This window comes from Ruegeria sp. CI5, assembly GCF_056536885.1.
Map to the genome: position 1 here is coordinate 64,662 of NZ_JBQFQN010000007.1, position 22,655 is coordinate 87,316.

27 protein-coding genes are annotated in these 22,655 nt (G+C 63.7%); 16 read left to right on the forward strand and 11 right to left on the reverse strand.

What is annotated here, in order from left to right; genetic code table 11:
- Positions 1–231 precede the first annotated feature (231 nt).
- The 3 genes from ACR0BA_RS17185 (at position 232) to ACR0BA_RS17195 (ending at position 2,871) form a co-directional block, all read left to right on the forward strand.
- Positions 232–1,053 carry a hypothetical protein gene (locus ACR0BA_RS17185; RefSeq protein WP_480729151.1) on the forward strand — a complete coding sequence of 274 codons (822 nt, stop codon included), beginning with the start codon at positions 232–234 and terminating at the stop codon, positions 1,051–1,053.
- Positions 1,050–1,493: a hypothetical protein gene (locus tag ACR0BA_RS17190; RefSeq protein WP_480729153.1), complete on the forward strand. Its 444-nt coding sequence runs from the start codon at positions 1,050–1,052 to the stop codon at positions 1,491–1,493. Before ACR0BA_RS17185 ends, ACR0BA_RS17190 begins: the two co-directional genes overlap by 4 nt.
- Positions 1,494–1,641: 148 nt before the next feature.
- Positions 1,642–2,871 (forward strand): glycosyltransferase, encoded by a 1,230-nt coding sequence (locus tag ACR0BA_RS17195; protein WP_480729155.1) that lies wholly within the window; start codon positions 1,642–1,644, stop codon positions 2,869–2,871.
- Positions 2,872–2,889: 18 nt separating this feature from the next.
- On the opposite strand, the gene ACR0BA_RS17200 is transcribed toward ACR0BA_RS17195, so the two are convergent.
- Positions 2,890–3,660 carry a FadR/GntR family transcriptional regulator gene (locus tag ACR0BA_RS17200; protein WP_480729157.1) on the reverse strand — a complete coding sequence of 257 codons (771 nt, stop codon included), beginning with the start codon at positions 3,658–3,660 and terminating at the stop codon, positions 2,890–2,892.
- Positions 3,661–3,819: 159 nt separating this feature from the next.
- On the opposite strand from ACR0BA_RS17200, the gene ACR0BA_RS17205 reads away from it, so the two are divergent.
- The 5 genes from ACR0BA_RS17205 (at position 3,820) to ACR0BA_RS17225 (ending at position 10,015) form a co-directional block, all read left to right on the forward strand.
- On the forward strand, positions 3,820–5,013 hold the full coding sequence (locus tag ACR0BA_RS17205) for an aminotransferase-like domain-containing protein (protein WP_480729158.1): 1,194 nt from the start codon (positions 3,820–3,822) through the stop codon (positions 5,011–5,013).
- A gap of 44 nt (positions 5,014–5,057) precedes the next feature.
- A complete protein-coding gene (locus ACR0BA_RS17210) occupies positions 5,058–5,462 on the forward strand; it encodes a hypothetical protein (protein WP_093965228.1) in 405 nt (134 codons plus the stop codon).
- A 137-nt stretch (positions 5,463–5,599) separates the two neighbouring features.
- Positions 5,600–9,055 carry a chromosome segregation SMC family protein gene (locus ACR0BA_RS17215; RefSeq protein ID WP_480729161.1) on the forward strand — a complete coding sequence of 1,152 codons (3,456 nt, stop codon included), beginning with the start codon at positions 5,600–5,602 and terminating at the stop codon, positions 9,053–9,055.
- 54 nt (positions 9,056–9,109) lie between these two features.
- On the forward strand, positions 9,110–9,472 hold the full coding sequence (locus ACR0BA_RS17220; protein WP_480729162.1) for a hypothetical protein: 363 nt from the start codon (positions 9,110–9,112) through the stop codon (positions 9,470–9,472).
- 45 nt (positions 9,473–9,517) lie between these two features.
- Positions 9,518–10,015, forward strand: coding sequence for a P-loop nucleotide/nucleoside kinase family protein (locus ACR0BA_RS17225; protein WP_480729164.1), 498 nt, complete (start codon positions 9,518–9,520; stop codon positions 10,013–10,015).
- 4 nt (positions 10,016–10,019) lie between these two features.
- Here the strand turns inward: ACR0BA_RS17225 and ACR0BA_RS17230 are convergent, their stop codons facing one another.
- From ACR0BA_RS17230 to cobD, 3 genes are read right to left on the reverse strand one after another with little or no spacing between them, the layout of a single operon-like run.
- Positions 10,020–11,183: a lytic murein transglycosylase gene (locus tag ACR0BA_RS17230; RefSeq protein ID WP_170372704.1), complete on the reverse strand. Its 1,164-nt coding sequence runs from the start codon at positions 11,181–11,183 to the stop codon at positions 10,020–10,022.
- Between the two features lie 14 nt (positions 11,184–11,197).
- Positions 11,198–12,118 carry an adenosylcobinamide-phosphate synthase CbiB gene (gene cbiB / locus ACR0BA_RS17235; protein WP_480729167.1) on the reverse strand — a complete coding sequence of 307 codons (921 nt, stop codon included), beginning with the start codon at positions 12,116–12,118 and terminating at the stop codon, positions 11,198–11,200.
- Entirely contained in the window at positions 12,115–13,080 is a 966-nt protein-coding gene (cobD, locus tag ACR0BA_RS17240) for a threonine-phosphate decarboxylase CobD (protein ID WP_480729168.1), read from the reverse strand. Before cobD ends, cbiB begins: the two co-directional genes overlap by 4 nt.
- 182 nt (positions 13,081–13,262) lie before the next feature.
- Between cobD and ACR0BA_RS17245 the strand changes: the two genes are divergently transcribed.
- Positions 13,263–13,625, forward strand: a complete 363-nt coding sequence (locus tag ACR0BA_RS17245) for a response regulator transcription factor (protein ID WP_093965237.1) — start codon at positions 13,263–13,265, stop codon at positions 13,623–13,625.
- Here ACR0BA_RS17245 and ACR0BA_RS17250 read toward each other — a convergent pair.
- Positions 13,607–14,596 (reverse strand): glutathione S-transferase family protein, encoded by a 990-nt coding sequence (locus ACR0BA_RS17250; RefSeq protein WP_480729170.1) that lies wholly within the window; start codon positions 14,594–14,596, stop codon positions 13,607–13,609. The genes ACR0BA_RS17245 and ACR0BA_RS17250 overlap by 19 nt on opposite strands.
- Before the next feature lie 214 nt (positions 14,597–14,810).
- Between ACR0BA_RS17250 and ACR0BA_RS17255 the strand changes: the two genes are divergently transcribed.
- The gene (locus tag ACR0BA_RS17255) at positions 14,811–15,164 is read left to right on the forward strand and encodes a hypothetical protein (RefSeq protein WP_093965240.1); all 354 of its coding nucleotides are present in this window, start codon (positions 14,811–14,813) and stop codon (positions 15,162–15,164) included.
- A 20-nt stretch (positions 15,165–15,184) separates the two neighbouring features.
- On the opposite strand, the gene ACR0BA_RS17260 is transcribed toward ACR0BA_RS17255, so the two are convergent.
- A complete protein-coding gene (locus ACR0BA_RS17260) occupies positions 15,185–16,357 on the reverse strand; it encodes a MalY/PatB family protein (RefSeq protein WP_480729172.1) in 1,173 nt (390 codons plus the stop codon).
- Positions 16,358–16,451: 94 nt separating this feature from the next.
- On the opposite strand from ACR0BA_RS17260, the gene def (ACR0BA_RS17265) reads away from it, so the two are divergent.
- Genes def (ACR0BA_RS17265) through ACR0BA_RS17290 form a run of 6 tightly spaced genes read left to right on the forward strand, consistent with a single transcriptional unit; the run spans position 16,452 to position 19,480 of the window.
- The gene (gene def, locus ACR0BA_RS17265; RefSeq protein WP_480729173.1) at positions 16,452–16,970 is read left to right on the forward strand and encodes a peptide deformylase; all 519 of its coding nucleotides are present in this window, start codon (positions 16,452–16,454) and stop codon (positions 16,968–16,970) included.
- Complete coding sequence (gene def / locus ACR0BA_RS17270; RefSeq protein ID WP_170454026.1) at positions 16,967–17,461, forward strand: peptide deformylase; 495 nt, start codon at positions 16,967–16,969, stop codon at positions 17,459–17,461. The genes def (ACR0BA_RS17265) and def (ACR0BA_RS17270) overlap by 4 nt, the downstream gene beginning before the upstream one ends.
- Positions 17,462–17,467: 6 nt before the next feature.
- Positions 17,468–18,388, forward strand: coding sequence for a methionyl-tRNA formyltransferase (fmt, locus tag ACR0BA_RS17275; RefSeq protein WP_480729175.1), 921 nt, complete (start codon positions 17,468–17,470; stop codon positions 18,386–18,388).
- Complete coding sequence (locus ACR0BA_RS17280) at positions 18,388–18,624, forward strand: hypothetical protein (protein ID WP_005981317.1); 237 nt, start codon at positions 18,388–18,390, stop codon at positions 18,622–18,624. The genes fmt and ACR0BA_RS17280 overlap by 1 nt, the downstream gene beginning before the upstream one ends.
- A gap of 1 nt (position 18,625) precedes the next feature.
- Positions 18,626–18,862, forward strand: coding sequence for a GlsB/YeaQ/YmgE family stress response membrane protein (locus tag ACR0BA_RS17285; protein ID WP_093965248.1), 237 nt, complete (start codon positions 18,626–18,628; stop codon positions 18,860–18,862).
- 57 nt (positions 18,863–18,919) lie between these two features.
- Positions 18,920–19,480: a DinB family protein gene (locus ACR0BA_RS17290; RefSeq protein ID WP_480729177.1), complete on the forward strand. Its 561-nt coding sequence runs from the start codon at positions 18,920–18,922 to the stop codon at positions 19,478–19,480.
- Here ACR0BA_RS17290 and ACR0BA_RS17295 read toward each other — a convergent pair.
- Genes ACR0BA_RS17295 through ispH form a run of 5 tightly spaced genes read right to left on the reverse strand, consistent with a single transcriptional unit; the run spans position 19,477 to position 22,537 of the window.
- The gene (locus ACR0BA_RS17295; RefSeq protein WP_170370058.1) at positions 19,477–20,100 is read right to left on the reverse strand and encodes a trimeric intracellular cation channel family protein; all 624 of its coding nucleotides are present in this window, start codon (positions 20,098–20,100) and stop codon (positions 19,477–19,479) included. The genes ACR0BA_RS17290 and ACR0BA_RS17295 overlap by 4 nt on opposite strands.
- Positions 20,097–20,564 (reverse strand): ribonuclease HI, encoded by a 468-nt coding sequence (gene rnhA, locus ACR0BA_RS17300; RefSeq protein WP_170373287.1) that lies wholly within the window; start codon positions 20,562–20,564, stop codon positions 20,097–20,099. The genes ACR0BA_RS17295 and rnhA overlap by 4 nt, the downstream gene beginning before the upstream one ends.
- Positions 20,557–21,141: a methyltransferase domain-containing protein gene (locus ACR0BA_RS17305; protein WP_480729179.1), complete on the reverse strand. Its 585-nt coding sequence runs from the start codon at positions 21,139–21,141 to the stop codon at positions 20,557–20,559. The genes rnhA and ACR0BA_RS17305 overlap by 8 nt, the downstream gene beginning before the upstream one ends.
- The gene (locus tag ACR0BA_RS17310) at positions 21,138–21,590 is read right to left on the reverse strand and encodes a DUF3429 domain-containing protein (protein WP_170361528.1); all 453 of its coding nucleotides are present in this window, start codon (positions 21,588–21,590) and stop codon (positions 21,138–21,140) included. Before ACR0BA_RS17310 ends, ACR0BA_RS17305 begins: the two co-directional genes overlap by 4 nt.
- Complete coding sequence (gene ispH, locus ACR0BA_RS17315; protein WP_170434837.1) at positions 21,587–22,537, reverse strand: 4-hydroxy-3-methylbut-2-enyl diphosphate reductase; 951 nt, start codon at positions 22,535–22,537, stop codon at positions 21,587–21,589. Before ispH ends, ACR0BA_RS17310 begins: the two co-directional genes overlap by 4 nt.
- Positions 22,538–22,655: the final 118 nt, after the last annotated feature.

Genomic DNA, 22,655 nt, shown 5'->3' on the forward strand with positions numbered 1-22,655 from the left:
ATTTCCAAAACCCGAAAGCTACCTGCTTTCGGGTTTTTTGCTTGTAGCCCGTGTCATTGTCTGTTGATTCAGGGCAGTCAGCTTGTGGCGTTTCGGTGAGGTACGATGACATCCGGACATACCAAGATTTTTGATCCCGCCCCTGTGTGCGTGTTCGCGTTCAACCGACCCGAACACACGCGGCGGACGTTGGATGCCCTGGCCCAATCGCCCTTGGCCGCGTTGACATCCTTGACCGTATTCATCGACGGCCCCCGCAATGATGCCGAGAAGCCGATTGTCGACGCTGTTGCGCAGGTCGCCGAAACGCAGCAGGGCTTCGCCAGTATCGAGCTGCGCCGACGTGACCAAAATGCAGGACTGGCGGTCTCGATCGAGGAGGGTGTTTCGCAGATGATGGCCGAGCATGGCCGCGCGATCATTCTCGAGGATGATATACTCACGTCGCCAGCCTTTCTGCATTATATGAACCTTGCGCTTGAGCACTACAAGGATACTCCCGATGTCTGGCACATTGCCGGCTACAACGAAGAGGTGCCTGCCTTTCGCCAAGTGCAGGGCGCATATCTGTGGCGTTTCATGAGCTGCTGGGGATGGGGAACCTGGGCGGACCGCTGGGCGCATTACAGCCGCGACCCTGACGCGCTGGTGGATGAGTTTTCAGACGCGGACATCGCCCGCTTCAACCTCGACGGGGCTCAGGACTATTGGTCACAAGTTCTGGCGAACCAGACCGGCGAGCTGAACACATGGGCGGTTTTCTGGTACGCGACCATTTTCCGGAATCGCGGATTGTGCCTGTCGCCATATTTTTCCTATGTCGAGAACATCGGTTTTGATGGATCCGGCAGTCACGGCGTGGTGAACAAATCCTACGCGCGCCTCCGCCTGAACACCGACCTTTCGCCAAGCCTACCTGCCCAGATCTCGGAAAATACCGATGCGGTGGAGCAGGTGAAACTGTATTACCTGACCAAACCTGGCAAACTTGAAAAGCTCGGGCGCAAGCTCAACAGGTTTGTCGGCAGGCTCATGTCCAAGAGGGAAAGATGATAAAGCGCGTAAGAAACTGGCTTCGCGAAAAGCGCTACAAGCGGCACAGGCTGCATTCGGTTCGGGCCAGGCGCGGTTTGCGCCTCGTCACACTCGGCTCTGACTATGGTGGCTGGACTTTCCACGAGGACGAGAGTCTGCAGGGCTGCACGATCGTCAGCACTGGTCTTGGAGAGGACGCGTCTTTCGACGTCGAGTTTGCGAACCGCTTCAACGCAAGGGTCGTGATCATCGATCCGACACCTCGGACCGTGGTCCATATTGGCGCGATAAAAAAGCGTTTCGGCCAAGGGGGTGAAACGGGCTACGTTCCAGGTGGTTCACAGCCCGTTGAAGCCTACGACCTGAGCACCTGCAGTGAAGACAACCTGATAATGGTCGATCGCGCCCTTTGGTGCCGCGGACAAGGCACTGAGAGCGGCAGGGTCCGTCTGAGCTAGCAGAAATGGTAGTGCCGACCGACTGCTTTTGTTCGAGCCGCCGGCAATCCGTTTCTGTTCCACAGGCTGTCGCCTTGTCGAATAAGTGGATAGGCTGGAGCAAAATCTCGGAACAAATCGCCATTGAATTCGGCCTTACGGAGGTGCCGTGCTGAACGTAAACCATATCAGCTACAGTTGCTCGGGCGGGGGGGCCGCAATTGCCGCGCGTCGGTTGCATGACGCCCTTTTGTCCGTCGGCGCGGCCTCGTACATGACGATCGTTGATGGACCCGAAAATGAGCGGATCACAAAATTCACACCAAAAAGGACGCTGACCCGGTTTTGCCAACGCGAATTCGCGCGGCATTTGCGAAGGAAATACGCCAAGAAACAGGTCGAGGGGTTGGCTTCTCTTGGCCTTGCCAAGTCGGGTCTGGGCGCGCATCTGAATCGCCAATCTCGGCAGATATTGAACTTGCATTGGGTCAATTCTGATATGATTTCGATCGCCGAGATCGGAAAGCTGAAACACCCCATAGTCTGGACCTTTCACGATATGTGGCCGTTTTCCGGGGCCGAGCATGTTAGCGAGCTGGACAGATGGCGCAACGGCTATGCATCACCGACGCAAAGAGGATTCGATTTGAATCGATGGGTTTGGAAGAGAAAAGCCGCAAGTTGGAAGAAAAAGTTTCAAATCGTGTGCCCAAGCAACTGGCTGGCTGAATGCGTGCGGCAAAGTGCGTTGATGCGCGACTGGCCTGTGACCGTAATTCCGAACCCCATCGACACCGAGCTTTGGGCCACTGTCGGCAAAGCTCGGGCTCGCTCCGAACTATCGCTGCCACAAGGCACTCCGCTGGTATTGTTCGGCGCTGTTCAAGCGACCGAAGATCCCAACAAGGGATTTTCCCTTCTCGCGGAAGCAATGCGCCGTGTGCATTCCGTCCTTCCCGACGTAGAAGCGGTTGTGTTTGGGAGCGACAAAACCGACACAGATTTTCCGTATCCGGTGCACTTCATGGGTAGAATAAGCGACGAAAGCCTGCTGAAACGTATCTATTCAGCTGCCGATGTTTTTGTATTGCCTTCGCGACGGGAAGTATTGGGATATACCGGAATTGAGGCCATGAGTTGCGGCGTCCCGGTTGTTGCCTTTAATGTGAGCGGCTTGACGGATTTGGTTCCCAATGAGCGTTTGGGATATTTGGCGCAGCCATTCGAGCCGGACGACCTTGCGAATGGGATAGTTTCGATCCTACAAAACCGCGAAAGCGATAGTGGTAAGGAAATGTCCAGAGCTGTTAGACAACACGCTGTGAACAGTTTTGGACAAGCGGTAGTCGCACGGCAATATGCTGCGCTCTACGAGAAGATCAGCCAGACACAGCCATAGCCCGGCCTTGCGCGTTCGTCAGGATACGCCCGTCTCATGTTCCAGCCGCTGCCGCGCGATCAGTTCGTTGCGCTGGGCCTTCTGCTGGTCTTCCATGCAGCGTTCGACGAAGCTCAGGTGCTGTTCCACCGTCTGCCGGGCGGCTTCGGGGTCGCGGGCCTGAAGCGCTTCGTTGATTGCCTTGTGCTGGTTCAGGATCGCGTCGCGCGTCGTGCGCTGGTGGAACATGATCTGGCGGTTATAGAACACGCCCTGCCGCAACAGATCGAACATCGACCGCATCATGTGCAGCATCACTACGTTGTGGCTGGCCTCGATGATCGCCATGTGGAACTGCGCGTCCAGATGGGCCTCGTCATCGGCCGCGTTGCGGGCATGGGCGGCCTCCATCTTGTCGAAGATCGCCTGGATCACCTTCAGGTCGCTGTCCGAGCCCAGTCGCGCAGCGCGTTCGGCTGCCAGCCCTTCCATGTCGCGCCGGAACGACAGGTAATCGAACACGGCCTCGTCATGGCTGCTGAACAGACGGATCAGCGCTGGCGAAAAGGCCGAGCCCAGAACCTCGGCCACATAGATGCCTGATCCGGCCTTGGCGGTCAGCAGGCCCTGCTCCTGCAGTTGCGAGATCGCCTCGCGCAGCGACGGGCGCGACACGCCCAGTCGGTCGGCCAACTCGCGCTCGGACGGCAGGCGTTCACCGGGGCGCAGGATCCCGCGCAGGATCAGCAACTCGATCTGTTTGACGACGGCCAGGGACAGTTTCTCGGTCTGGACTTTCTGAAAGGGCATCGGATCATCGCTGAAAATTGGTCAAATCATATGACCACACATGCCCGGCCCGCGCAAGAACGGGCCGCGATCACATTGGCTGAAACACTAGGTCAGTATTATTGACTTTAAGCGCAGAGGTCATAGCGTCGGTCCGACCCAGCGGAGGAGGCTCGGCACATGCACCAGCTATTTGCAACGCGCGCCGCGCGAATGAAGGCGTCTGAAATCCGCGAATTGCTGAAACTGCTGGATCAACCCGGCATCATTTCCTTTGCCGGCGGTATCCCCGACCCGGCGCTTTTTCCGACCGAGGCGTTTTCTCAGGCATTCCAACAGGCACTTGGGGCTGGCGGCGGCGCGCAGGCGCTGCAGTATTCCGTGTCCGAAGGTTACATGCCGCTGCGGGAATGGATCGCCGGCCACATGCGCCAGATCGGCATCGACTGCGGCCCCGACGACGTTCTGATCACCTCGGGCTCGCAGCAGGCGCTCGACTATCTGGGTAAACTGTTTCTGTCGCCCGGCGACACGGCGCTGGTCGGATGGCCGACCTACCTGGGCGCCTTGGCGGCCTTCAACGCCTATGAACCACGCTTTGACCGGTTGCGCGAAGGCGGCAATGCGGGCGCGGCGCAATACCGGGCCGCGGCGGGGCCGGGGACGGTCAAATACGCCTATCTGTCTCCCGATTTTGCAAACCCGACCGGTGAGACCGTCGATCGGCAGGGGCGCGAGGCCCTTCTGGATCTGGCCGAGGAGTTGAACTGCGCCCTGATCGAGGACGGCGCTTATCAGGCCCTGCGTTATGACGGGCAAGCGATACCGCCGATCCTCGCGCTGGAACTGGAGCGGAAAGGCGATCTCCAAGCTTGCCGGACCATCTATTGCGGCAGTTTTTCCAAGACCCTGTCGCCCGGATTGCGGGTGGGTTGGGTCGTGGCGGCGCGGCCAGTCATCGCGCAGCTTGTGCTAATGAAACAGGCCGCCGACCTGCATTCGGCCACCATCAACCAGATGGCCGTGCACCAAGTGGCCCAAACTTGTTTCGACAGCCACATCCCGAAAGTGCGCGCAACCTACGGTGCGCGCCGCGACGCGATGCTGGCGGCGCTGGATCGGCACATGCCCGAAGGCGTGCAATGGACCCGGCCCGAGGGCGGCATGTTCATCTGGCTGACCCTGCCGCCCGGATCGGATGGCGCGCAGCTGCTGGCCCGCGCGCTTGAGACGGTCAAGGTCGCCTTTGTGCCCGGCCAAGCCTTTCACCCCGATGGCAGCGGCGCCAACACGATCCGGCTGAGTTTCTCCAACTCGGACGAGGCCACGATTGCCGAGGGTATTGCCCGGCTGGGCACGGTCCTGGGCGGCTGAGCGCGGGAAAGCTTTCGTTAACCATTTTGCCGCAAAGCTGCGGCATGATCCGGTTCCTCGCCTTGCTGTTGCTGGCCGGTTGCTCGGCCGGCACGCCCCATTTCCGCGACGTGCCCGCGACCCGCGTGGCCGTGAACGGCAGCGTGTTCGACGTGCGCCTGCGCGGTGACCTGGCCGAGGCGGTCCGCGTCAACAGCCAATATGCCCCGCGGCTGGGGCCGGTCCGAGATCGGGCCGCATTGGCCATGGCGCAGGTCTCGGGCTGTCCGGTCGCCGATGTATTGGGCGACGCGGCGGTGACCGTGGGCATCCTCGCCTGCGACCGCAGGGCGTCGGACCGGCTGTTGCTGGCTGCGGTCACGCCGACCAATTATGAATGCATCGACTTCGGAACCTATGACAGCGGGTCGGACACCGGATACCAGGTGTTCGAGTGTTCGCCTTATTGACTCCGCGCAATTCCGCCCAAATTAGCAAGATATTGTGGATAACTCGGCCCAATATCCCATATCCTGCGCAACTTCGTTGACTCGCGGGCATTCCCTTGTCCAGACTTTCAGGGAACGGGAATCATGGAAATCGGCCTTTGCGCTTTACCAAACTCAAACTCACCGGCTTCAAAAGCTTCGTCGACCCGACCGATCTGATCATCGCGGACGGGTTGACCGGTGTGGTGGGGCCTAACGGCTGCGGCAAGTCCAACCTGCTCGAGGCGCTGCGCTGGGTGATGGGCGAAAACCGCCCCAAATCGATGCGCGGCGGTGCGATGGAGGACGTGATCTTTGCCGGTGCCGCCACCCGTCCGGCGCGCAACTTCGCCGAGGTCGTCCTGACCATGGACAACTCGGAACGTTTGGCCCCGGCCGGGTTCAATGACAGCGACCAGATCGAGATCGTGCGCCGCATCACCCGCGACGTGGGCAGCGCCTACAAGGCCAACGGCAAAGACGTGCGTGCCCGCGACGTGCAGATGCTGTTCGCCGACGCCTCGACCGGCGCGCATTCACCCGCGCTGGTGGGGCAGAACCGGATCGCCGAGCTGATCAACGCCAAACCCCGCGCCCGCCGCCGCATTCTGGAAGAGGCCGCCGGCATCTCGGGTCTGTACCAGCGCCGGCATGAGGCCGAACTGAAGCTCAAGGGCACCGAGGCCAACCTGACCCGCGTCGATGACGTGCTGGAACAGTTGGGCACCCAGTTGGCGCAGCTGGCGCGCCAGGCCCGTCAGGCCGCGCGGTATCGTGAGATCGGCGAGCAATTGCGCCAGGCCGAGGGCATGTTGCTGTATCGCCGCTGGAAAGAGGCCGACATGGCCCGCCAGCAGGCCGAAGAGCGTCTGCGCGACCGCACCACCGAAGCCGCGCGCGCCGAGGCCGAGGCCCGCGCCGCAAGCGCGAAACGCGCCGAGATCGAAGAAACCCTGCCGCCGCTGCGCGAGGAGGAGGCCATCGCCGCCGCCGTCCTGCAGCGCCAGCAGGTGCAGCGCGATCAGCTGTCCGATCAGGAAACCCGCGCGCGCCAGACCATCGAAACCCTGACCGCCCGCATCCAGCAACTGGGCCGAGACATCGAGCGTGAAACCGGTTTGAACCGCGACGCCGGCGAGATGATCGAGCGGCTGGAATGGGAAGCCCGCGAACTGGCCAAGGCCGCCGAAGGCCATGACGACAAGCTGGCCGAAGCCGCCGAAATCGCCCGCGAAGCCGCCGCGGTTCTGCAGGAGCGCGAGGATCTGCTGGCGCAGGAGACCGAGGACACCGCCCGCCTGGTCGCGCGTCACCAATCGGCGCAGCGCCTGGTCGAGGACAGCCGCAAGACGCTGGCACGCTCCGAGGCCGAAGAGGAAAAGGCCCGCGCGGCCGTTGCCGAGGCCCGCGCCGCGCTGACCCGCGCCGACGAAACGTTTGAGGCCGCGCAAGCCGCCGAGGAAGAGGCGCGCGAGGCCGCCGATGCCGCCGAAGAAGCGCTGGCCGCCGCCGACGAGCTGCGCGGTGAAACGCAGGCGCGCGAGGCCGAGGCCCGCGCCCAACGCTCCGAGGCCGAGGGCGAGCTTGGGGCGATCCGGGCCGAGACCACCGCGCTGGCCAAGCTGGTCGAGCGCGACACCGCTGAGGGCGGGCAGGTGCTGGACCTGCTGCGGGTCGAGCCGGGCTTTGAAAAGGCGCTGGGGGCCGCGCTGGCGGATGACCTCCGCGCCCCGCTGGTCGAAGGCGATGGCCCGTCGGGCTGGGTGCAGGTGCCGGGCTATGATGCCGATCAGCCGTTGCCGGACGGGGCCGAGCCGCTGGCGCTGCACGTCTCGGGGCCAGACCGCCTCAGCCGTCGCATCGCGCAGATCGGGTTGATCGACGCGGATCAGGGCGCGCGGCTGCAACCCTTGTTGAAACCCGGCCAGCGGTTGGTGTCACGCTCGGGCGATCTGTGGCGCTGGGACGGGTTCCGCGCCTGGGCAGAGGATGCCCCCAGCGCCGCGGCGTTGCGGCTCGAGCAGCTCAACAAGCTTGAGGCGCTGAAACAGCAGCTGGCGCAGGTCGAAGCGCAGGCCGATGGCGCCCGCGCCGCGCACGAGGCCCTGTCGCGGCAACTGGCCGAGGTGACCGAGGCCGACCGCCGCGCCCGCGAGGCCCGCCGCGCCGCCGATCAGCGCATGGCCGAAGCGGCCCGCGCGCTCAGCCGGGCCGAGGCCGACCGCAACCTGGCGCAGGGCAAGCTGGAGAACCTGACGCTTGCGGTCGACCGCCACAAGCAGGATGCGATGGCGGCCCGCGCCCAGCTGCGCGAGGCCGAGGCCGCGCTGGCCGAGCTGGGCGATCTGGACACCGCCCGTGCCCGGGTCGAGGACATCAAGCAGACGGTCGAGGCCGCGCGGATCACCATGCTGACGCACCGTTCGACCCATGACGAGCTGCGCCGCGAGGGCGAGGCCCGCACCCGCCGCGCACAGGAGGTGGCCAAGGACCTGAGCGGCTGGAAACACCGTCTGGAAACAGCCGAGAAGCGCATCGCCGAATTGGCCGAGCGCAAAGCCAGTTCCGAGGAAGAGCTGACCGAAGCGATGGCCGCGCCCGCCGAGATCGCCGAGGCACGCGAAGAGCTGAACGAGATGATCGAGGCCGCCGAGGCCCGCCGCGCCGAAGCCGCCGACAAGCTGACCCAGGCCGAAGCGCTGCAACGCGAGGCCGTGCTTGCCGAGCGCGAGGCCGAGCGCAAGGCCTCGGAGGCGCGCGAAGCCCGCGCCGCGGCTGAGGCGCGGTTCGAGGCGGCCAAGGAAAGTGTCGCCGCCGCTGCCGAGCGCATCGCCGAGGATCAGCAACTGACCCCGAACCAGTTGTTGAACCAATTGGACGTGAACCCTGACGACATGCCCGCCGCCGATGCCCTGGAAGCTGAGGTGAACCGCCACAAGCGCCAGCGCGACGCGATGGGTGCGGTGAACCTGCGGGCCGAGGAAGACGCCAAGGAGGTTCAGGAGGAGTTCGACACGCTCAACAGCGAGAAATCCGATCTGGAAGAGGCGATCAAGGCGCTGCGCAGCGGCATCGCCAGCCTCAACCGTGAGGGCCGCGAGCGCCTGCTGACTGCATTCGAACAGGTCAACGCGAACTTCGCCATGCTGTTCAAGCATCTGTTCGGCGGTGGCGAGGCCAACCTGGTGATGGTCGAGAGCGACGACCCGCTGGATGCGGGGCTCGAGATCATGTGCCAGCCGCCGGGCAAGAAGCTGTCGACCCTCAGCCTGTTGTCGGGCGGGGAACAAACCCTGACTGCCACCGCGCTGATCTTCGGCGTGTTCCTGGCCAACCCCGCGCCGATCTGCGTGCTGGACGAGGTTGATGCGCCGCTGGACGATGCCAACGTGACCCGGTTCTGCGATCTGCTGGACGAGATGTGCCGCCAGACCGACACGCGGTTCCTGATCATCACCCACCACGCGGTGACCATGGCCCGGATGGACCGTCTGTTCGGCGTGACCATGCAGGAACAGGGCGTCAGCCAGCTGGTCTCGGTCGATCTGAAAAAGGCCGAGCAGATGGTCGCCTGACCGCTCACCGCAACGTTATTCCGTGATCGGGCCGGGCCGGGCTAGGCTGGCCGCATGAAACACCTGATGTTGATCGCCGCGGCCTGCGCCGCATCGCCGCTCTGGGCTGCCGAATGGGCCACCCGCCCCGGCGATATCCCCCTGAGCCCCGCTGAACTGAACGCGTTGGCCGGGCGAACGCTGACTTTCTATGACGACGGGCAGTCGAAATACTCGGCCGGTGGGGCCTATTCCTATACTTATTCGGCGGTCAATGGCGGCGGAACGGCTTTCGGAACCTATAGCATCGCCGCTGATGGCAGCATCTGTGTGCAGTATCGCAACGGGTTCGACCGCTGCGATCTGTACGTGCGTAACAATGGCCGGTTGATCCTGATCACCGAAAAAGGTGAACGTTACCCGGTGCGACCCGAGTGATCGGGGTCTGCCCTTCACCCGCCCTGTCCAACCAGGAACCGACCGATGACCCGACCCGCTCCGACCCTGCACATGCTTTGCGGCAAGATCGCCGCAGGAAAATCGACGCTTGCCGCCCAGCTCGCGAGGCAGCCCGGCACGGTTCTGATTTCCGAGGACGCCTGGCTGAAGCCGCTTTTTGCCGATCAGATGGTGACAGGTGCCGACTATCTGCGCTGTTCCACGCGTCTGCGGGCGGGGATGGGTCCGCATGTCACGACTCTGCTTGAGGCGGGCATATCGATTGTTCTGGATTTCCCGGCCAACACGGTCGAAACACGTGCTTGGATGCGCGAAATTCTGGATCAGACCGATGCCGCGCATCAGATGCATGTGCTGACCACGCCCGACGCCGTTTGTCTGGCCCGACTGCAAGCACGTAACGCAGCGGGCGACCACGCCTTTGCCGCGACCGAAGAACAGTTCCGCCGGTTTTCCAGGCATTACGCCGAACCGACGCCTGAGGAAGGATTCACGCTGGTGTTCCACGACCCAACGGATTGAGCGGCTAGAGCCGGTTCAGCAAGTCAACCGTCGGCCATGCGTCCGCAGGCAGGCCCAGCCGGGCCTGTTCAGCCTGTACTGCAGCGCGCGTTCCGGCCCCCAAGATGCCGTCGATCTTGCCCACGTCGTGGCCGCGCGCCTGCAGTTTCGCCTGCAGCTGTTTCATCTGGGCACCGGTCAGGCCTGGATCGGGGTTGCCCGCAGAATAGACTTGTGCGCCTTCGAGACGCGTTCCGAAATAGGCAGCGGTCAGGACATAGACAAAGCTTTGGTTCCACTCGAAATAGACATCGAAATTCGGATAGGCCAGAAAGGCTGGCCCCTTGCGCCCCTGCGGCAGGATCAGCGAAGCCGGCAGGTTGGCCAATGTCCCGCTGCGCGCCTGCACGCCCATCGCCTGCCAGTCTGACACCGGGCGCGGTTTGCCCGGCCCGCTCAGCGACCAGTCCATCTGTGCGGGCACGGTGACCTCCTGCAGCCAGGGCTGACCGGGCTGCCAGCCCAGATGAGACAGCATCTTGCCACCCGACATCAGCGCATCGGGGGCCGAGGTTTTCAGCCGCACATGCCCGTCGCCATCACCGTCCACGCCGTTTTCCAGAATGTCGCGGGGCAGCATCTGCACCATGCCGATCTCGCCCGCCCATGCGCCCGTGGTGCGGTTCGGGTCGAAATCGCCGTTCCGGAACAGCTCGATCGCGGCGAAGATCTGCGGCCGGAACAGCTCGGGGCGGCGGCAATCATGGGCCAACGTCACCAACGCATTGCGGGTGTTGAAATCGCCTTGGAACGCGCCGTAATCTGTCTCGAACGCCCAGAAGGCCAACAGGACCCCGCGCGACACGCCGTATTCGGCCTCGATCCGGTCGAACACGGCATCGTATTTCTGTGCCATCGCCTGGCCGCGCCTGATCCGATCCTGCGAGATCAGGCGGCGCGAGAATTCGATGAACGGTTTCTGGAATACGCCCTGCGCGCGGTCGGCCTTCAGCACCTTGGGGTCCTGTTGCGCACCGTTGAAGAACGCATCGACCGTGGCCGTATCGAACCCCTGCTGTGCCGCTTCGGCCTTCAGTCCGCGAACGAAGGCGTTGAAGCCGCCGCCGCATTGGGCAAGGGCCGGGGCAGCGAACAGGCAAGCGGCCACAAGGCCCGAGACAAAGCGCATGACGAAAACCATCCTCAGAAAACCGTGTTCAGACCAACCCACACCGTCAGCCCCGCCAACGCAAGCCCCCAAACCTGCCAAAGCATTCCGCATGCGCGGAAAACCTCCGTTGCGCCGATCGTGCGCCGGGCTTCACCATTGACCCAGGCCAGATCGCGCAACTGCCCGTCATAGCTGCGGGGCCCGGCCAGTGCCACGTCCAGCGCGCGGGCCATGGCGGCCTCGGGCCAGCCGGCATTGGGCGAGATGTGGCGCTGCGCGTCTGCGACGATGGCCCGCCATTGGCGCCACTGCCCCGACAGGGCCAGGATCATCAGTCCAGTCAGCCGCGCCGGGATCAAGTTCAGCAGATCGTCCAGCCGGGCGGCGGCCCAGCCGAAGTCTCGGTACGTTTCGTTGCGATACCCGATCATGCTGTCGGCGGTGTTCACCGCCTTGTAGACCAGCAGCCCCGGCAAGCCACCCAGCAGGAACCAGAAGGCCGGGGCGATCACCCCGTCGCTGAGGTTCTCGGCGGCGCTCTCGATGGCCGACCGCGCCACCTGTGCCTCGGCCATCTGCGAGGTGTCGCGAGACACGATCATCGCCACCGCCGTGCGGCCCTCGGGCAGGGACTGCCGCAGCGCAATGCCCACGGCGCGGACATGCGCCACCAGAGAGTTCTGTGCCAACAGGATCGCGCAGACTACGACCTCGACCGCCCAACCAAGCGACGCCAGCGCCGCACCGACCACCCAGCCGCCCAAGACCAGCAGAAGGGCGACGAACACGCCCTTGGCCCGTCGATGCATGCCGTGATTCAGGCGGCGGTCCAGCCAGCCGATGGCGTTGCCCATCAGCACCGCCGGGTGCCGCAGGCGCGACCACAGCCAGTCGGGCTCGCCCAATGCGGCGTCCAGCAGCATCGCCAGGCCCAGCGTCAGCGCGGTGCTCACAGCGCCGCCTCGAGCCGTGACCAGCCATGCTCGGGCGGCAGGCCCAGCCGCAGGAACCGATCGGAATAGGGGAAGATGCGGCTCCAGATGCGGGCCTTTGCCAGCCGGTCCTGCCAGGCGGCGGCATCGTCCACGTCATACAGGCGGAACAGCGTGGTTCCGCCGACCAAATGCGCGCCCTTGCCGGTCATCAGCGTATCCAGCCGTTCCGTATCACGGGCCAGTCGGGCGCGTGTGGCCTCGGCCCAGGCCGTGTCATTCAGGGCCTGCGCGCCGATGCGCAAGGCCGGCCCGGACACCGCCCAGGGGCCGGTCAGATCGTTCAGTCGCGCGATCAGGTCGGGATGCCCGATGGCAAAGCCCAGCCGCAGACCTGCAAGTCCCCAGAACTTGCCAAAGCTTTTCAGAACGATCACGCCGGAGCGCTCGGACAGGCGGATCAATGATGCTTGGGGCGTCACGTCGCAAAAGCTTTCGTCGATCACGGTCAGCGGCGCATCGGCGTCCTCGGCCTGCCAGATCCGGCCGTCGGGATTGTTGGGATGCACGATCACCCGCGCCTGCGTCGGGCCGCCGGGCTGCACCGTCCAGCCCTGCGCGGCAAAGGCGGCGGCATGTTCGTTGTAGGTGGGCGTGGTGATCTGGACCGCACCAACGGGGGCCAGCGCCGGGATCCGCGCGATCAGGGCCGAAGCGCCCGGCGCGGGAAGAATCGCCGCGCCGTCCGGCACACCCCAGAACCGGCGGGCCGCATCGCTCAGCCGGGCAAAGGCCCCGTGGTCGGGCAGGGCGGTCCAGTCTTCGGACGTGAGGTCCGCCACCGGGTAGGGGTGCGGGTTGATCCCGGTCGACAGGTCGATCCATTCCGCTCGCGCGCCGCCGTGGCGGGCAATGGCGCCGTCCAACCCACCACCGTGGTCACGCTTGCCGCGTGGGTTCAAGTCGTCAGTGCGGTCAGTCATGCCGGAATCGTCCAAAACGCCGAATTTACCCCGCTTCAAGCGGATTTACGCCGTTTTTACAAGCAAATCCGGTTCATAGAGGAGGGCTGGAGCGGCCGTTAACCCTTTGTTAACGAAATAACGTGATCACAGCTTATGGGGGTCGGCACCACTCACCTTATCAAGTGCCGAGGTTGTTGCAAATGAAAGTTCTGATTGTTGAGAGTAACCCCGATCTGGGTCGGGTCTGGCAGCGGCACCTGGAACGGCAGGGGGCCGAGGTTACTCTGGTCGAAAGCCAGGAGGCAGCGATCCTTGCTCTTTATGGCACGCCCTTCGACATCATAATCCTGGACTTGGTTCTGGATTCAGGCAGCGCGTTGGCTGTCGCGGATTTCGCCAGCTATCGCCGCCCGGATGCCCGGGTGATCTTCGTCACCAACACCACGTTCTTTTCCGACGGGTCGATCTTTGCGCACAGCCCCAACGCCTGCGCCTATGTCCAGAGCGGAACGCCGCCCGAGGATCTGGCGGCGATGGTCGAGCATTACGCTGCGGGGCGCTGATCGCGTCCGTGCGGCTCCCAATAGTCCAGGATGGGGTTGATCGGGATGATCCGGTGCGGATTGATGCTGTCGTGACTGTAGTGATAGTGCCGCACGACATGGTGCAGGTTCACCGTGCCCGCCACGCCCGGCCATTGATACAGTTCGCGCGTGTAGGCCCACAGGTTGGGATAGTCGATCAGCCGCCTGCGGTTGCACTTGAAATGCAGGTGGTAGACCGGGTCGAACCGGATCAGGGTCGTGAACAGGCGCCAGTCGGCCTCGGTCAGGCGATCACCCATCAGGTATCGGTTCGTGGACAGCCGGTCTTCCAGCCAGTCCAGCGTGTCGAACAGGGGGTGCACGGCCGCGTCATAGGCCTCCTGCGTGGTGGCAAAGCCGGATTTGTAGACGCCGTTGTTCACGTTTGAATAGACCCGCGCATTGACCTCTTCGATCGCGTCGCGCATCTCGGCGGGCCAGTAGTCGTCGGTGTTGCCGGTGATTTCGTCGAAGGCCGAATTGAACATGCGGATGATTTCCGAGCTTTCGTTCGACACGATGGTCTCTTGCACCTTGTCCCACAGGATGGGTACCGTCACCCGGCCCGAGTAGTTCGGGTCGGCGCGTGTGTAGACCTGATAGGCATAGTCCAGCCCATACAAAGCATCGCCGGTGGCGCCGTGATCGTCGGTCTGGAAAGTCCAACCGCGGTCCAGCATGTCCGGATGAACCACCGAGACGGTGATCAGGTCCTGAAGTTCCTTGATCTGGCGGAAGATCAACGTCCGGTGTGCCCAAGGGCAGGCCAGGCTGACATACAGGTGATATCGCCCGGCTTCGGCCTTGAAACCGTCCTTGCCCGAGGGACCTGCATTGCCATCGGCCGTTATCCAGTTTCGAAACTGGGCAGCCGAACGTTTGAACGCTCCCCCGGTGGATTTCGTGTCATACCAGGTGTCGTGCCAGGTGCCGTCGACCAACAGGCCCATCTTGGATCCTCCGTTTCCGTCTCCGGACCAAGCTTAGTGCGACAGCGCCGCAGTTCACATCGCCGACGGCGCGCAGCATCTCTGCGCAGTCGCACAGTGCCGCCCGGGATGACTGTGCAACAAATCGCCCACAGGTCCGCGTCAACGGTCGGGCTTCACTGGATTTTTACGAAGATACCCCCACAATAGATGGCATAGCTTGGGGGAAATTTTGATGAGTACTTATGTTTCCAAAGAAATTAGCGCCGAATTGGATGCGGCCCGAATCGCATCGCTCAAGAAGTCCAGCCGCCTGCGGGTGGAAATGGGCGACAATACCTACAGAATCCTCAAATTGTGGAAGGATGGTTTCGCCGTCGAGGCCGAGACAACACCGCGTCTGCGTGGACTGGTCGATATTTTTGACGGCGCCAACCACCTGTATCAATGCCTGATCGTCGCTGACGAGGAAGACGGCGGCCAGATGCGATATGAGTTCAAGCGCAGCACCGTCGCGGCGGACAAGGCGCCACTGGATTTCTATCGCGCGCCGGATGCCCCAATCGCCCTTCTCGGCAAAGACGACTAGGGCAGACCGTTCGCGCGGCCTTATTGAAGGTCAGAAAAAGCAAGTTTCAAACGGGCGCACGCGTCCTCGACCCGCGCCCGCTGAGTGGCAAGATTGAACCGTTCGAAGGTCTCGCCTCCCGTTCCAAACCCCGGACCGGATGACGTTGCGATCCGCGCGTCATCGCGCATACGACGCACGAATTCGGCGTGGTCCATTCCGGTGCCCGAGAAATCCACCCAGGCCAAGTAGGTCGCCTGCAGGGGCATCGACCACAGGCCGGGGATCTCGGAAATAGCAGCATCGAACAGCGCGCGATTGCCGTTCAGGTGGTCGATCTGGGCATCCACCCATTCGGCGCCCTCGGGTGAGTAGGCTGCGGTGATTATCGCCACGCCCAATGCGCTGGGGTCGTAGTCCAGCGTGTTCAGCCGGTGGCGCATTTGCGCCCGCAGCTTGTCGTCGGGAATGATCATGTTGCCGGTGCGCTGGCCGGCGATGTTGAAGGTCTTGGACGGTGCGGTCAGCGTCACCGTCCAGGGCCGTGCATCCGGCGCGGCAACGTCCATCGGTACGAATGTATGCCCGGGATAGACCAGATCGTGATGCACTTCGTCCGAGATCAGGATCAACCCATTGCGTTCGGCAAAGGCCGCCACCGCGCGCAGCTCGTTCGGCGTCCAGACCCGCCCGGACGGGTTCTGTGGTGAGCACCACAGCAACAGCTTTTCCGACCCGTCCAGCCGCGACTGAGCGTCATCCAGGTCGATCTCATAGGTGTCGCCGGCCCGCACAAGCGGGCATTCCACCACCCGGCGGCCGGTCTTGTTCACCTTGTGCGCAAACTCGTGATAGACCGGCGTGAAGATCACAACCCCGTCACCCGGTTCGCTCCACACATCGAGGCTCAGCGCGATGGCGTTGCCCAGACCCTGTGTGGTCAGAACCCAATCGGTGTCGATCGCCCAGTCGTGGCGGTTCTGCATCCACCACTGCACCGCCTGCAGATAGGCCGGGTGCTGCCAGGAATAGCCGAACACCCCGTGATCCGCCGCGCGGCGCACCGCCTCAATCACGCAGGGCGCGGTGGCATAGTCGGAATCGGCGGTCCACATGGCGAGCCCGTCCTCGGGCGAGACACCATAGAGTTTCTCCATCTTGTCCCATTTCGAGCTGAAGGTGCCCCGGCGGTCGATCAGGTCGTTGAAAGTCATGTCTGCTCCATTCGTTGGCCCGAAAGCTATCGGGAAATTCGCCCGGCGCAAGGGGGGCGTTGCGGCCACGCGCGCGATGACCTAAATCAGCCCCATGAAACGCAACATCCTGATCCATCCCGATCCCCGCCTGAAAAAGGTCTGTGCGCCCGTGGACGACCTGTCAGACGAGCTGTGCACGCTGGCTGACGACATGCTGGAAACCATGTATGACGCGCCGGGCATCGGGCTGGCCGCGCCCCAGATCGGCGTGCTGGAGCGGCTGATCGTGCTGGATTGCGTCAAAGAGGAAGGCGCCACCCCCCGCCCGTTGGTGATGTTCAACCCCGAGATCATCTCGGCCTCGGATGAGACCAGTGTCTACGAGGAAGGCTGCCTGTCGATCCCCGATCAATTCGCCGAGGTCACCCGCCCGGCCGAGGTCGAGGTCGCCTGGATGGACCAGGATGGCAAGGCGCAGCGCGAAACCTTCGACGGGCTCTGGGCCACTTGTGTGCAGCACGAGATCGACCACCTGAACGGCAAGCTGTTCATCGACTATCTCAAGCCGCTGAAACGGCAGATGATCACGCGCAAGATGGTCAAGCTCAAGCGCGAGCTGGCCCGCGCATGACCGTCCGTCCCTGCCTGCCGTGGCCCGACAAGCGCCTGCGCACTAAGGCCGAGCCGGTGACCGAGATCACCGATGAGATCCGCGCCATCTGGGACGACATGATCGACACGATGGAGGCGATGCCCGGCGTCGGCCTGGCGGCGCCCCAGATCGGCGTGATGCTGCGGCTGGCGGTCGTGGACGGCTCGACCGAGCGTGGCCGCGCGGTGCGTCTGGCCAACCCCGAAATCCTGCACAGCTCGATCGAGCTGCGCGAGCATGACGAGGCCAGCCCGAACCTGCCGGGCGTGTCAGCCAAGATCAAACGTCCGCGTGCGGTGACGGTCCGATTTCTCAATGAAAAAGGCGAGATCGACCGGCGCGATTTCGTCGGCATCGAAGCCACCAGCGTGCAGCACCAGATCGACCATCTGAACGGCCGGATGTATTTCGACCGTCTCAGCAAGGTCAAACGCGACATGCTGCTGCGCAAGGCGAAAAAGGCGGGGTAGGGCGGCATGCGTGTCATCTTCATGGGAACACCCGAGTTCTCGGTACCGGTGCTGGATGCGCTGGTGCAGTCCGGGCACGAGATCGCCGCCGTCTATTGCCAGCCCCCGCGCCCGGCCGGTCGCGGCAAGAAGGACCGGCCCACGCCGGTGCATGCCCGCGCCGAGGCGCTAGGCCTGCCAGTGCGCCATCCCAACTCGCTGAAATCGCCCGAAGAACAGGAAGCCTTTGCCGAGCTGAAAGCTGATGTGGCCGTGGTCGTGGCCTATGGGCTGATCCTGCCGCAGCCGATTCTGGACGCGCCCCGGCATGGCTGCCTGAACATCCACGCCAGCCTGCTGCCGCGCTGGCGCGGGGCCGCGCCGATCCACCGGGCGATCATGGCGGGCGATGCCGAGACCGGCATCTGCATCATGCAGATGGAGGCCGGTCTGGACACCGGCCCCGTCCTGCTGCGTCAGGCCACCCCGATCGGACCCGAGGAAACCACCGCCCAGCTGCATGACCGCCTGTCGGCGATGGGCGCCGATCTGATCGTGCAGGTACTGGACCGCCTGCCCGAGCTGACCCCCGAACCGCAGCCCGAGGTCGGCGTGACCTATGCCGCCAAGATCGACAAGGCCGAGGCCCGCGTGGACTGGTCGCGCCCCGCCGTCGATGTCGATCGCCAGATTCGTGGCCTGTCGCCCTTTCCCGGCGCCTGGACTCAGATCGAGGGCGAGCGCGTCAAGCTGCTCGCCTCGCGCCTGTCGGACGGGCAGGGTGTGCCGGGCGAGGTGCTGGACGACGCGCTGCGCGTGGCCTGCGGCACCGGCGCGGTCGAGCTGCTGCGCTTGCAACGGGCGGGCAAGGCGGCGCAGGATAGGGAAACTTTTCTGCGGGGCTGGCCGATCCCGGCCGGAACCCGCCTCGACTCGGAGACGTCCTGATGTTCATGGTGATGATGGGCACCGTAGTGATTGCCGGCATCGTCGGCTATCTGTCCGAGGTGACGGGCTTTACCCACAACGGTTATCTGCAATCCATCATCATCTGCGTGGGTGGGGCGTTCCTGTTCTATTTCATCCGCATCATGTTCGGTATCAGCTTTGGACCGCCGGGGCTGGATGCGGTGATCTCGTCGGTGGGGGCCTTGATCATCGTGCCCACGCATTGGAGGAAATGAGATGCCCGTCCTTGCCTTGATCGTCATCGGCGCCGCGGCCGGATTTCTGGCCACCCGCCTGATGCGGATCGAGGCGGACATCCCCACCACCCTGCTGATCGGCATCGCCGGGGCCGTGGTGGGCGGGCTGATCATGCGCGCCTTGCTGACGGTCATGGGCTGGATGCCCGGATTCGTCGGCGCGGTGCTGGGCGCGCTGCTGCTGATCTGGCTCTGGAAGACCTATTTCCGGCGTTAATGCGGCAGGTCGCAGGCCACGCTAGACAGTGCTTTGGCAATCAACTAGGCATCGGAAATGAAAAACTATTTCTTGCCACAAGCTTATAACAACGCATGGGCCAACCACCGAATTCTGGAGGCTTGCGCGCAGGTGCCCCCCGAGGAACTGGCGAAGCACCGTACTGGTTTCTTCCCGTCCATCATCGAGACTCTCAATCACATTTACACGGTTGATCTATTCTACGTCACCGCACTGGAAGGCCGGCCAATGGGATTGAACGCCTTCGACCCGGAAACTCCCTATCCCGAATTGCCCGAGCTTTCGGCGCACCAGCGCGCCATCGACCAACGTTTTGTGGATGTTTGCCGCGATGAGAAGGTTTTGGATGAAACTGCACGCGTCAGGATTCCACGTGGGGACGTGGTCCAAGTCGAGCGGTACGACCGCACGATCCTGCACTTGCTGCAGCACCAGATTCATCATCGGGGACAAGTCCATTCGATGCTTTCGGGCACTATGATCGCTCCGCCGCAACTGGATGAGTTCTTCATGGAGTGGGAGGCTGACAGATCGCTGCGGGCCGAGGATTTCACATCTCTGAACCTGACCGAGGAAGAGGTCTGGCGCGGCCTCTAGCTCCGCGGCGGGCGCGCCTTGTAGACCGGTAACTGCCAGCCGAACAGCAGCGATCCGGCCCGCAGCGCCCAGCAGGACAGCGCGCACAGGCCCAGCGCCAGCAGCGTCTCCAGCCCCAGACGGGTGGCCACCACGGCCACAAGCGCCCCGGTGAAGGCGCATGAGACATAGAGCTCGCCCTGTTTCAGCACCAGCGGCACCTCGTTGCAGACCACGTCGCGCATCAGCCCGCCCAGGCAACCGGTGGTCACACCCATCAACACCACGATCACGCCCGACTGACCCAGCGCCAGCGCCGCGCCAGTTCCCGCGGCCGCGGCGATCGACAGCGCGAAACTGTCCAGCCAGACCAACCAGTTGTAGCGGCTTTCGACCAGATGCGCGGTGAAAAACACGACCACCGCCGCCGCCACCGCGATCAGGATATAGTCAGGTTGGCCCACCCAGAATACGGGGTGCCGATCCAGCAGCAGATCACGCACCGTACCACCGCCCACCGCCGTCAGACAGGCGATGAAGGCAAATCCCACAAGGTCCAGCTGCGCCCGGCTGGCCACCAGCGCCCCGGTCAGCGCAAAGACCAGAACCGAGGCATAGTCCAGCAGGGCCAGACCGCTCATGTGCGGGCCTTTTTCGGCTTGAACGGGGCCATGCCTGCGCGGGCCAGCTCATCTGCGCGTTCGTTTTCGGGGTGGCCGGCATGGCCCTTGACCCATTCCCAGGTCACGTCATGGCGCTGTTGGGCTTGGTCCAACCGCTGCCACAGGTCCACGTTCTTGACGGGCTTCTTGCTTGCGGTCTTCCAGCCGTTGCGCTTCCACCCGTGGATCCAGCCCGTCACCCCGTTTTTCACATAGGCGCTGTCGGTCACGATGGTGATTTTCGAGGGCCGCTCCAACGTCTCGAGCGCGCTGATCGCGGCCAGAAGCTCCATCCGGTTGTTGGTGGTCTCGGCCTCGCCGCCATTCAACTCGCGCTCTTTCAGGACGGTTTCTCCATCCATGGCCCGCAGCAGCACGCCCCAGCCCCCCGGGCCGGGATTGCCGGAACAGGCACCATCGGTATAGGCAAACAGATCAGGCATGGGCCAGCACCAGAATGAAACCGTCATAAGAACCGGCCAGCCCCTTTCCCATACCGGTGGTGACACGGTGAATGACGAACCTGGCCTCGACCAACGCGGTCTCGATCTCGGGGCGCGTGAAATAGGTGTAGTAGCGGTCCAGTTCGTCGCGATGCTCTCCGGTGCCCAGTTTGAGGCCCAGAAAGAACACGCCGCCCGGCTTCAGGGCCCGGTGGATGGCGGCCAGGTGTCGCGGGAATTCGGCGCGCGGGGCGTGCAGCAGGGAAAAGCTGGCATAGACCCCATCGTATTCGGCCGTTTCGGTCACGTCGTCGAACGTGCCCAAATGCGCGTCCACGCCATTTGCGCGGGCGTGTTCGACAAAGGCAGGTGTGGCGTCCAGCGCCCGAACCCGCAGCCCCTGGCGCAGAAAGAAACCGCTGTCCGAACCCGAACCCGACCCCAGATCCAGCACCAGCCCGTCGCCGACCGCCTGCGCAAATGCTGCGCGCGCCTCGATCTGTTCGGGCGGCAGCGGCACTTTCAGATAGTCGTCCACACGGGTTGTGTAGGCGTCGATGGTTCGTTTGTCGCTCACAGGACTACTCCGACGGCCAGGCAAGTCAGCACGACGGCGCTCAGCAGCAGCCGCAGTTTCATCCACCAGCGCGGGGTCAGGCCCCAGGACCAGAACAGCGCGTCCAGCACCAGCAGCCCGGCAAAGCCGATCATCAGGTTGGTGCCCGCGTCGACCGGCCCGCCGCCGGTGGTGAAGAACGCCCACAGCGCCGGCAGTACCGACAACCCATAGCACAGCGCCGCCCGGCTGCCCGAGGTCTTCGTGGCAAAACCCCAAAGAACGCCGGACATGAAGCTGAGGATCACAGCGCCATAAAACAGCTGCACATAGGGCCCCACGAACCGGGGACCCAGCGCGCGGCTGCCCCAGTCGTTCAGGTCTCCGCTCAGGTAGGTCAGCGCGCCCCAGACAAAGGGGATCAGACCAGCCAGGCCCAGAACCAACGGTGCGCGGGGGATGCCGCTCATGCGGGCACGCGCAGAATGCGGGGCACCTTGAACTCGACATTCTCGGTGGCGGTTTCGACGGTTTCGACGGTCACGTCATAGCGGTCGCGGAAGGCGTCGATCACCTCGTTTACCAGAACTTCGGGGGCCGAGGCACCGGCGGTGATGGCGATGCTGGAAATCCCTTCGAGCGCGCGCCAGTCGATGTCGGTGGCGCGCTGCACCAGCTGGGCATAGGTGCAGCCCGCCTTAGACGCCACCTCGACCAGGCGGCGCGAATTCGAGGAGTTGGGCGCACCCACCACCAGCAGCGCATCCGACCTGGGTGCGACGGTCTTCACCGCTTCCTGGCGGTTGGTGGTGGCATAGCAGATGTCTTCCTTGTGCGGGCCGACGATGGCCGGGAACCGGTCCTGCAGCGCGGCCACGATGTCGTGCGTGTCGTCCACCGACAGGGTGGTCTGGGTGACAAAGGCCAGTTTTTCGGGGTCGCGGACCTGCACCCCGGCCACATCGTCAACCGTTTCCACCAGCAGAACCTCGCCCTCGGGCAGCTGGCCCATGGTGCCGACGGTTTCAGGGTGGCCCTTGTGGCCGATCATGATCATCTGCAACCCGGCCTCGGCATGGCGCTGGGCCTCGATATGGACCTTGGACACCAGCGGGCAGGTGGCGTCGACATAGATCATCTCGCGTGCGGCTGCGGCGGCGGGCACCGACTTGGGCACGCCGTGGGCGGAAAAGATCACCGGCCGGTCATCGGGGCATTCGTCCAGTTCTTCTACAAAGACGGCACCCTTGGCGCGCAGCCCGTCCACGACGAACTTGTTGTGCACGATCTCATGCCGGACATAGACCGGGGCGCCCCATTTCTGCAGGGCCATTTCCACGATCTTGATCGCGCGGTCCACGCCAGCGCAGAACCCGCGCGGGGCGGCCAGATACAGGGTCAGGGGGGGCTTGGTCATGCGTCTGTCTCCTTGAAAGGGACAGGTAAGGCTTTTCCACCTGTTGGTCCAGTCAGGACAGCCTTGTCATCATGCTGACATGAAGTCCTGTTAGCCAATACCCGTTTGAGTACGGGTT

Coding starts and splice junctions, on each gene's coding strand:
- ACR0BA_RS17290 (WP_480729177.1), top strand. CDS start 18,920: ATGAAAAACTATTTCTTGCCACAAGCTTATAACAACGCATGGGCCAAC.
- ACR0BA_RS17295 (WP_170370058.1), bottom strand. CDS start 20,100: ATGAGCGGTCTGGCCCTGCTGGACTATGCCTCGGTTCTGGTCTTTGCG.
- def (WP_170454026.1), top strand. CDS start 16,967: ATGACCGTCCGTCCCTGCCTGCCGTGGCCCGACAAGCGCCTGCGCACT.
- ACR0BA_RS17220 (WP_480729162.1), top strand. CDS start 9,110: ATGAAACACCTGATGTTGATCGCCGCGGCCTGCGCCGCATCGCCGCTC.
- rnhA (WP_170373287.1), bottom strand. CDS start 20,564: ATGCCTGATCTGTTTGCCTATACCGATGGTGCCTGTTCCGGCAATCCC.
- ACR0BA_RS17255 (WP_093965240.1), top strand. CDS start 14,811: ATGAGTACTTATGTTTCCAAAGAAATTAGCGCCGAATTGGATGCGGCC.
- ACR0BA_RS17280 (WP_005981317.1), top strand. CDS start 18,388: ATGTTCATGGTGATGATGGGCACCGTAGTGATTGCCGGCATCGTCGGC.
- fmt (WP_480729175.1), top strand. CDS start 17,468: ATGCGTGTCATCTTCATGGGAACACCCGAGTTCTCGGTACCGGTGCTG.
- ACR0BA_RS17230 (WP_170372704.1), bottom strand. CDS start 11,183: ATGCGCTTTGTCTCGGGCCTTGTGGCCGCTTGCCTGTTCGCTGCCCCG.
- ACR0BA_RS17210 (WP_093965228.1), top strand. CDS start 5,058: ATGATCCGGTTCCTCGCCTTGCTGTTGCTGGCCGGTTGCTCGGCCGGC.
- ACR0BA_RS17200 (WP_480729157.1), bottom strand. CDS start 3,660: ATGCCCTTTCAGAAAGTCCAGACCGAGAAACTGTCCCTGGCCGTCGTC.
- def (WP_480729173.1), top strand. CDS start 16,452: ATGAAACGCAACATCCTGATCCATCCCGATCCCCGCCTGAAAAAGGTC.
- ACR0BA_RS17310 (WP_170361528.1), bottom strand. CDS start 21,590: ATGAGCGGCATCCCCCGCGCACCGTTGGTTCTGGGCCTGGCTGGTCTG.
- ACR0BA_RS17260 (WP_480729172.1), bottom strand. CDS start 16,357: ATGACTTTCAACGACCTGATCGACCGCCGGGGCACCTTCAGCTCGAAA.
- cobD (WP_480729168.1), bottom strand. CDS start 13,080: ATGACTGACCGCACTGACGACTTGAACCCACGCGGCAAGCGTGACCAC.
- ACR0BA_RS17250 (WP_480729170.1), bottom strand. CDS start 14,596: ATGGGCCTGTTGGTCGACGGCACCTGGCACGACACCTGGTATGACACG.
- ACR0BA_RS17245 (WP_093965237.1), top strand. CDS start 13,263: ATGAAAGTTCTGATTGTTGAGAGTAACCCCGATCTGGGTCGGGTCTGG.
- ACR0BA_RS17225 (WP_480729164.1), top strand. CDS start 9,518: ATGACCCGACCCGCTCCGACCCTGCACATGCTTTGCGGCAAGATCGCC.
- ACR0BA_RS17190 (WP_480729153.1), top strand. CDS start 1,050: ATGATAAAGCGCGTAAGAAACTGGCTTCGCGAAAAGCGCTACAAGCGG.
- ispH (WP_170434837.1), bottom strand. CDS start 22,537: ATGACCAAGCCCCCCCTGACCCTGTATCTGGCCGCCCCGCGCGGGTTC.
- ACR0BA_RS17205 (WP_480729158.1), top strand. CDS start 3,820: ATGCACCAGCTATTTGCAACGCGCGCCGCGCGAATGAAGGCGTCTGAA.
- ACR0BA_RS17285 (WP_093965248.1), top strand. CDS start 18,626: ATGCCCGTCCTTGCCTTGATCGTCATCGGCGCCGCGGCCGGATTTCTG.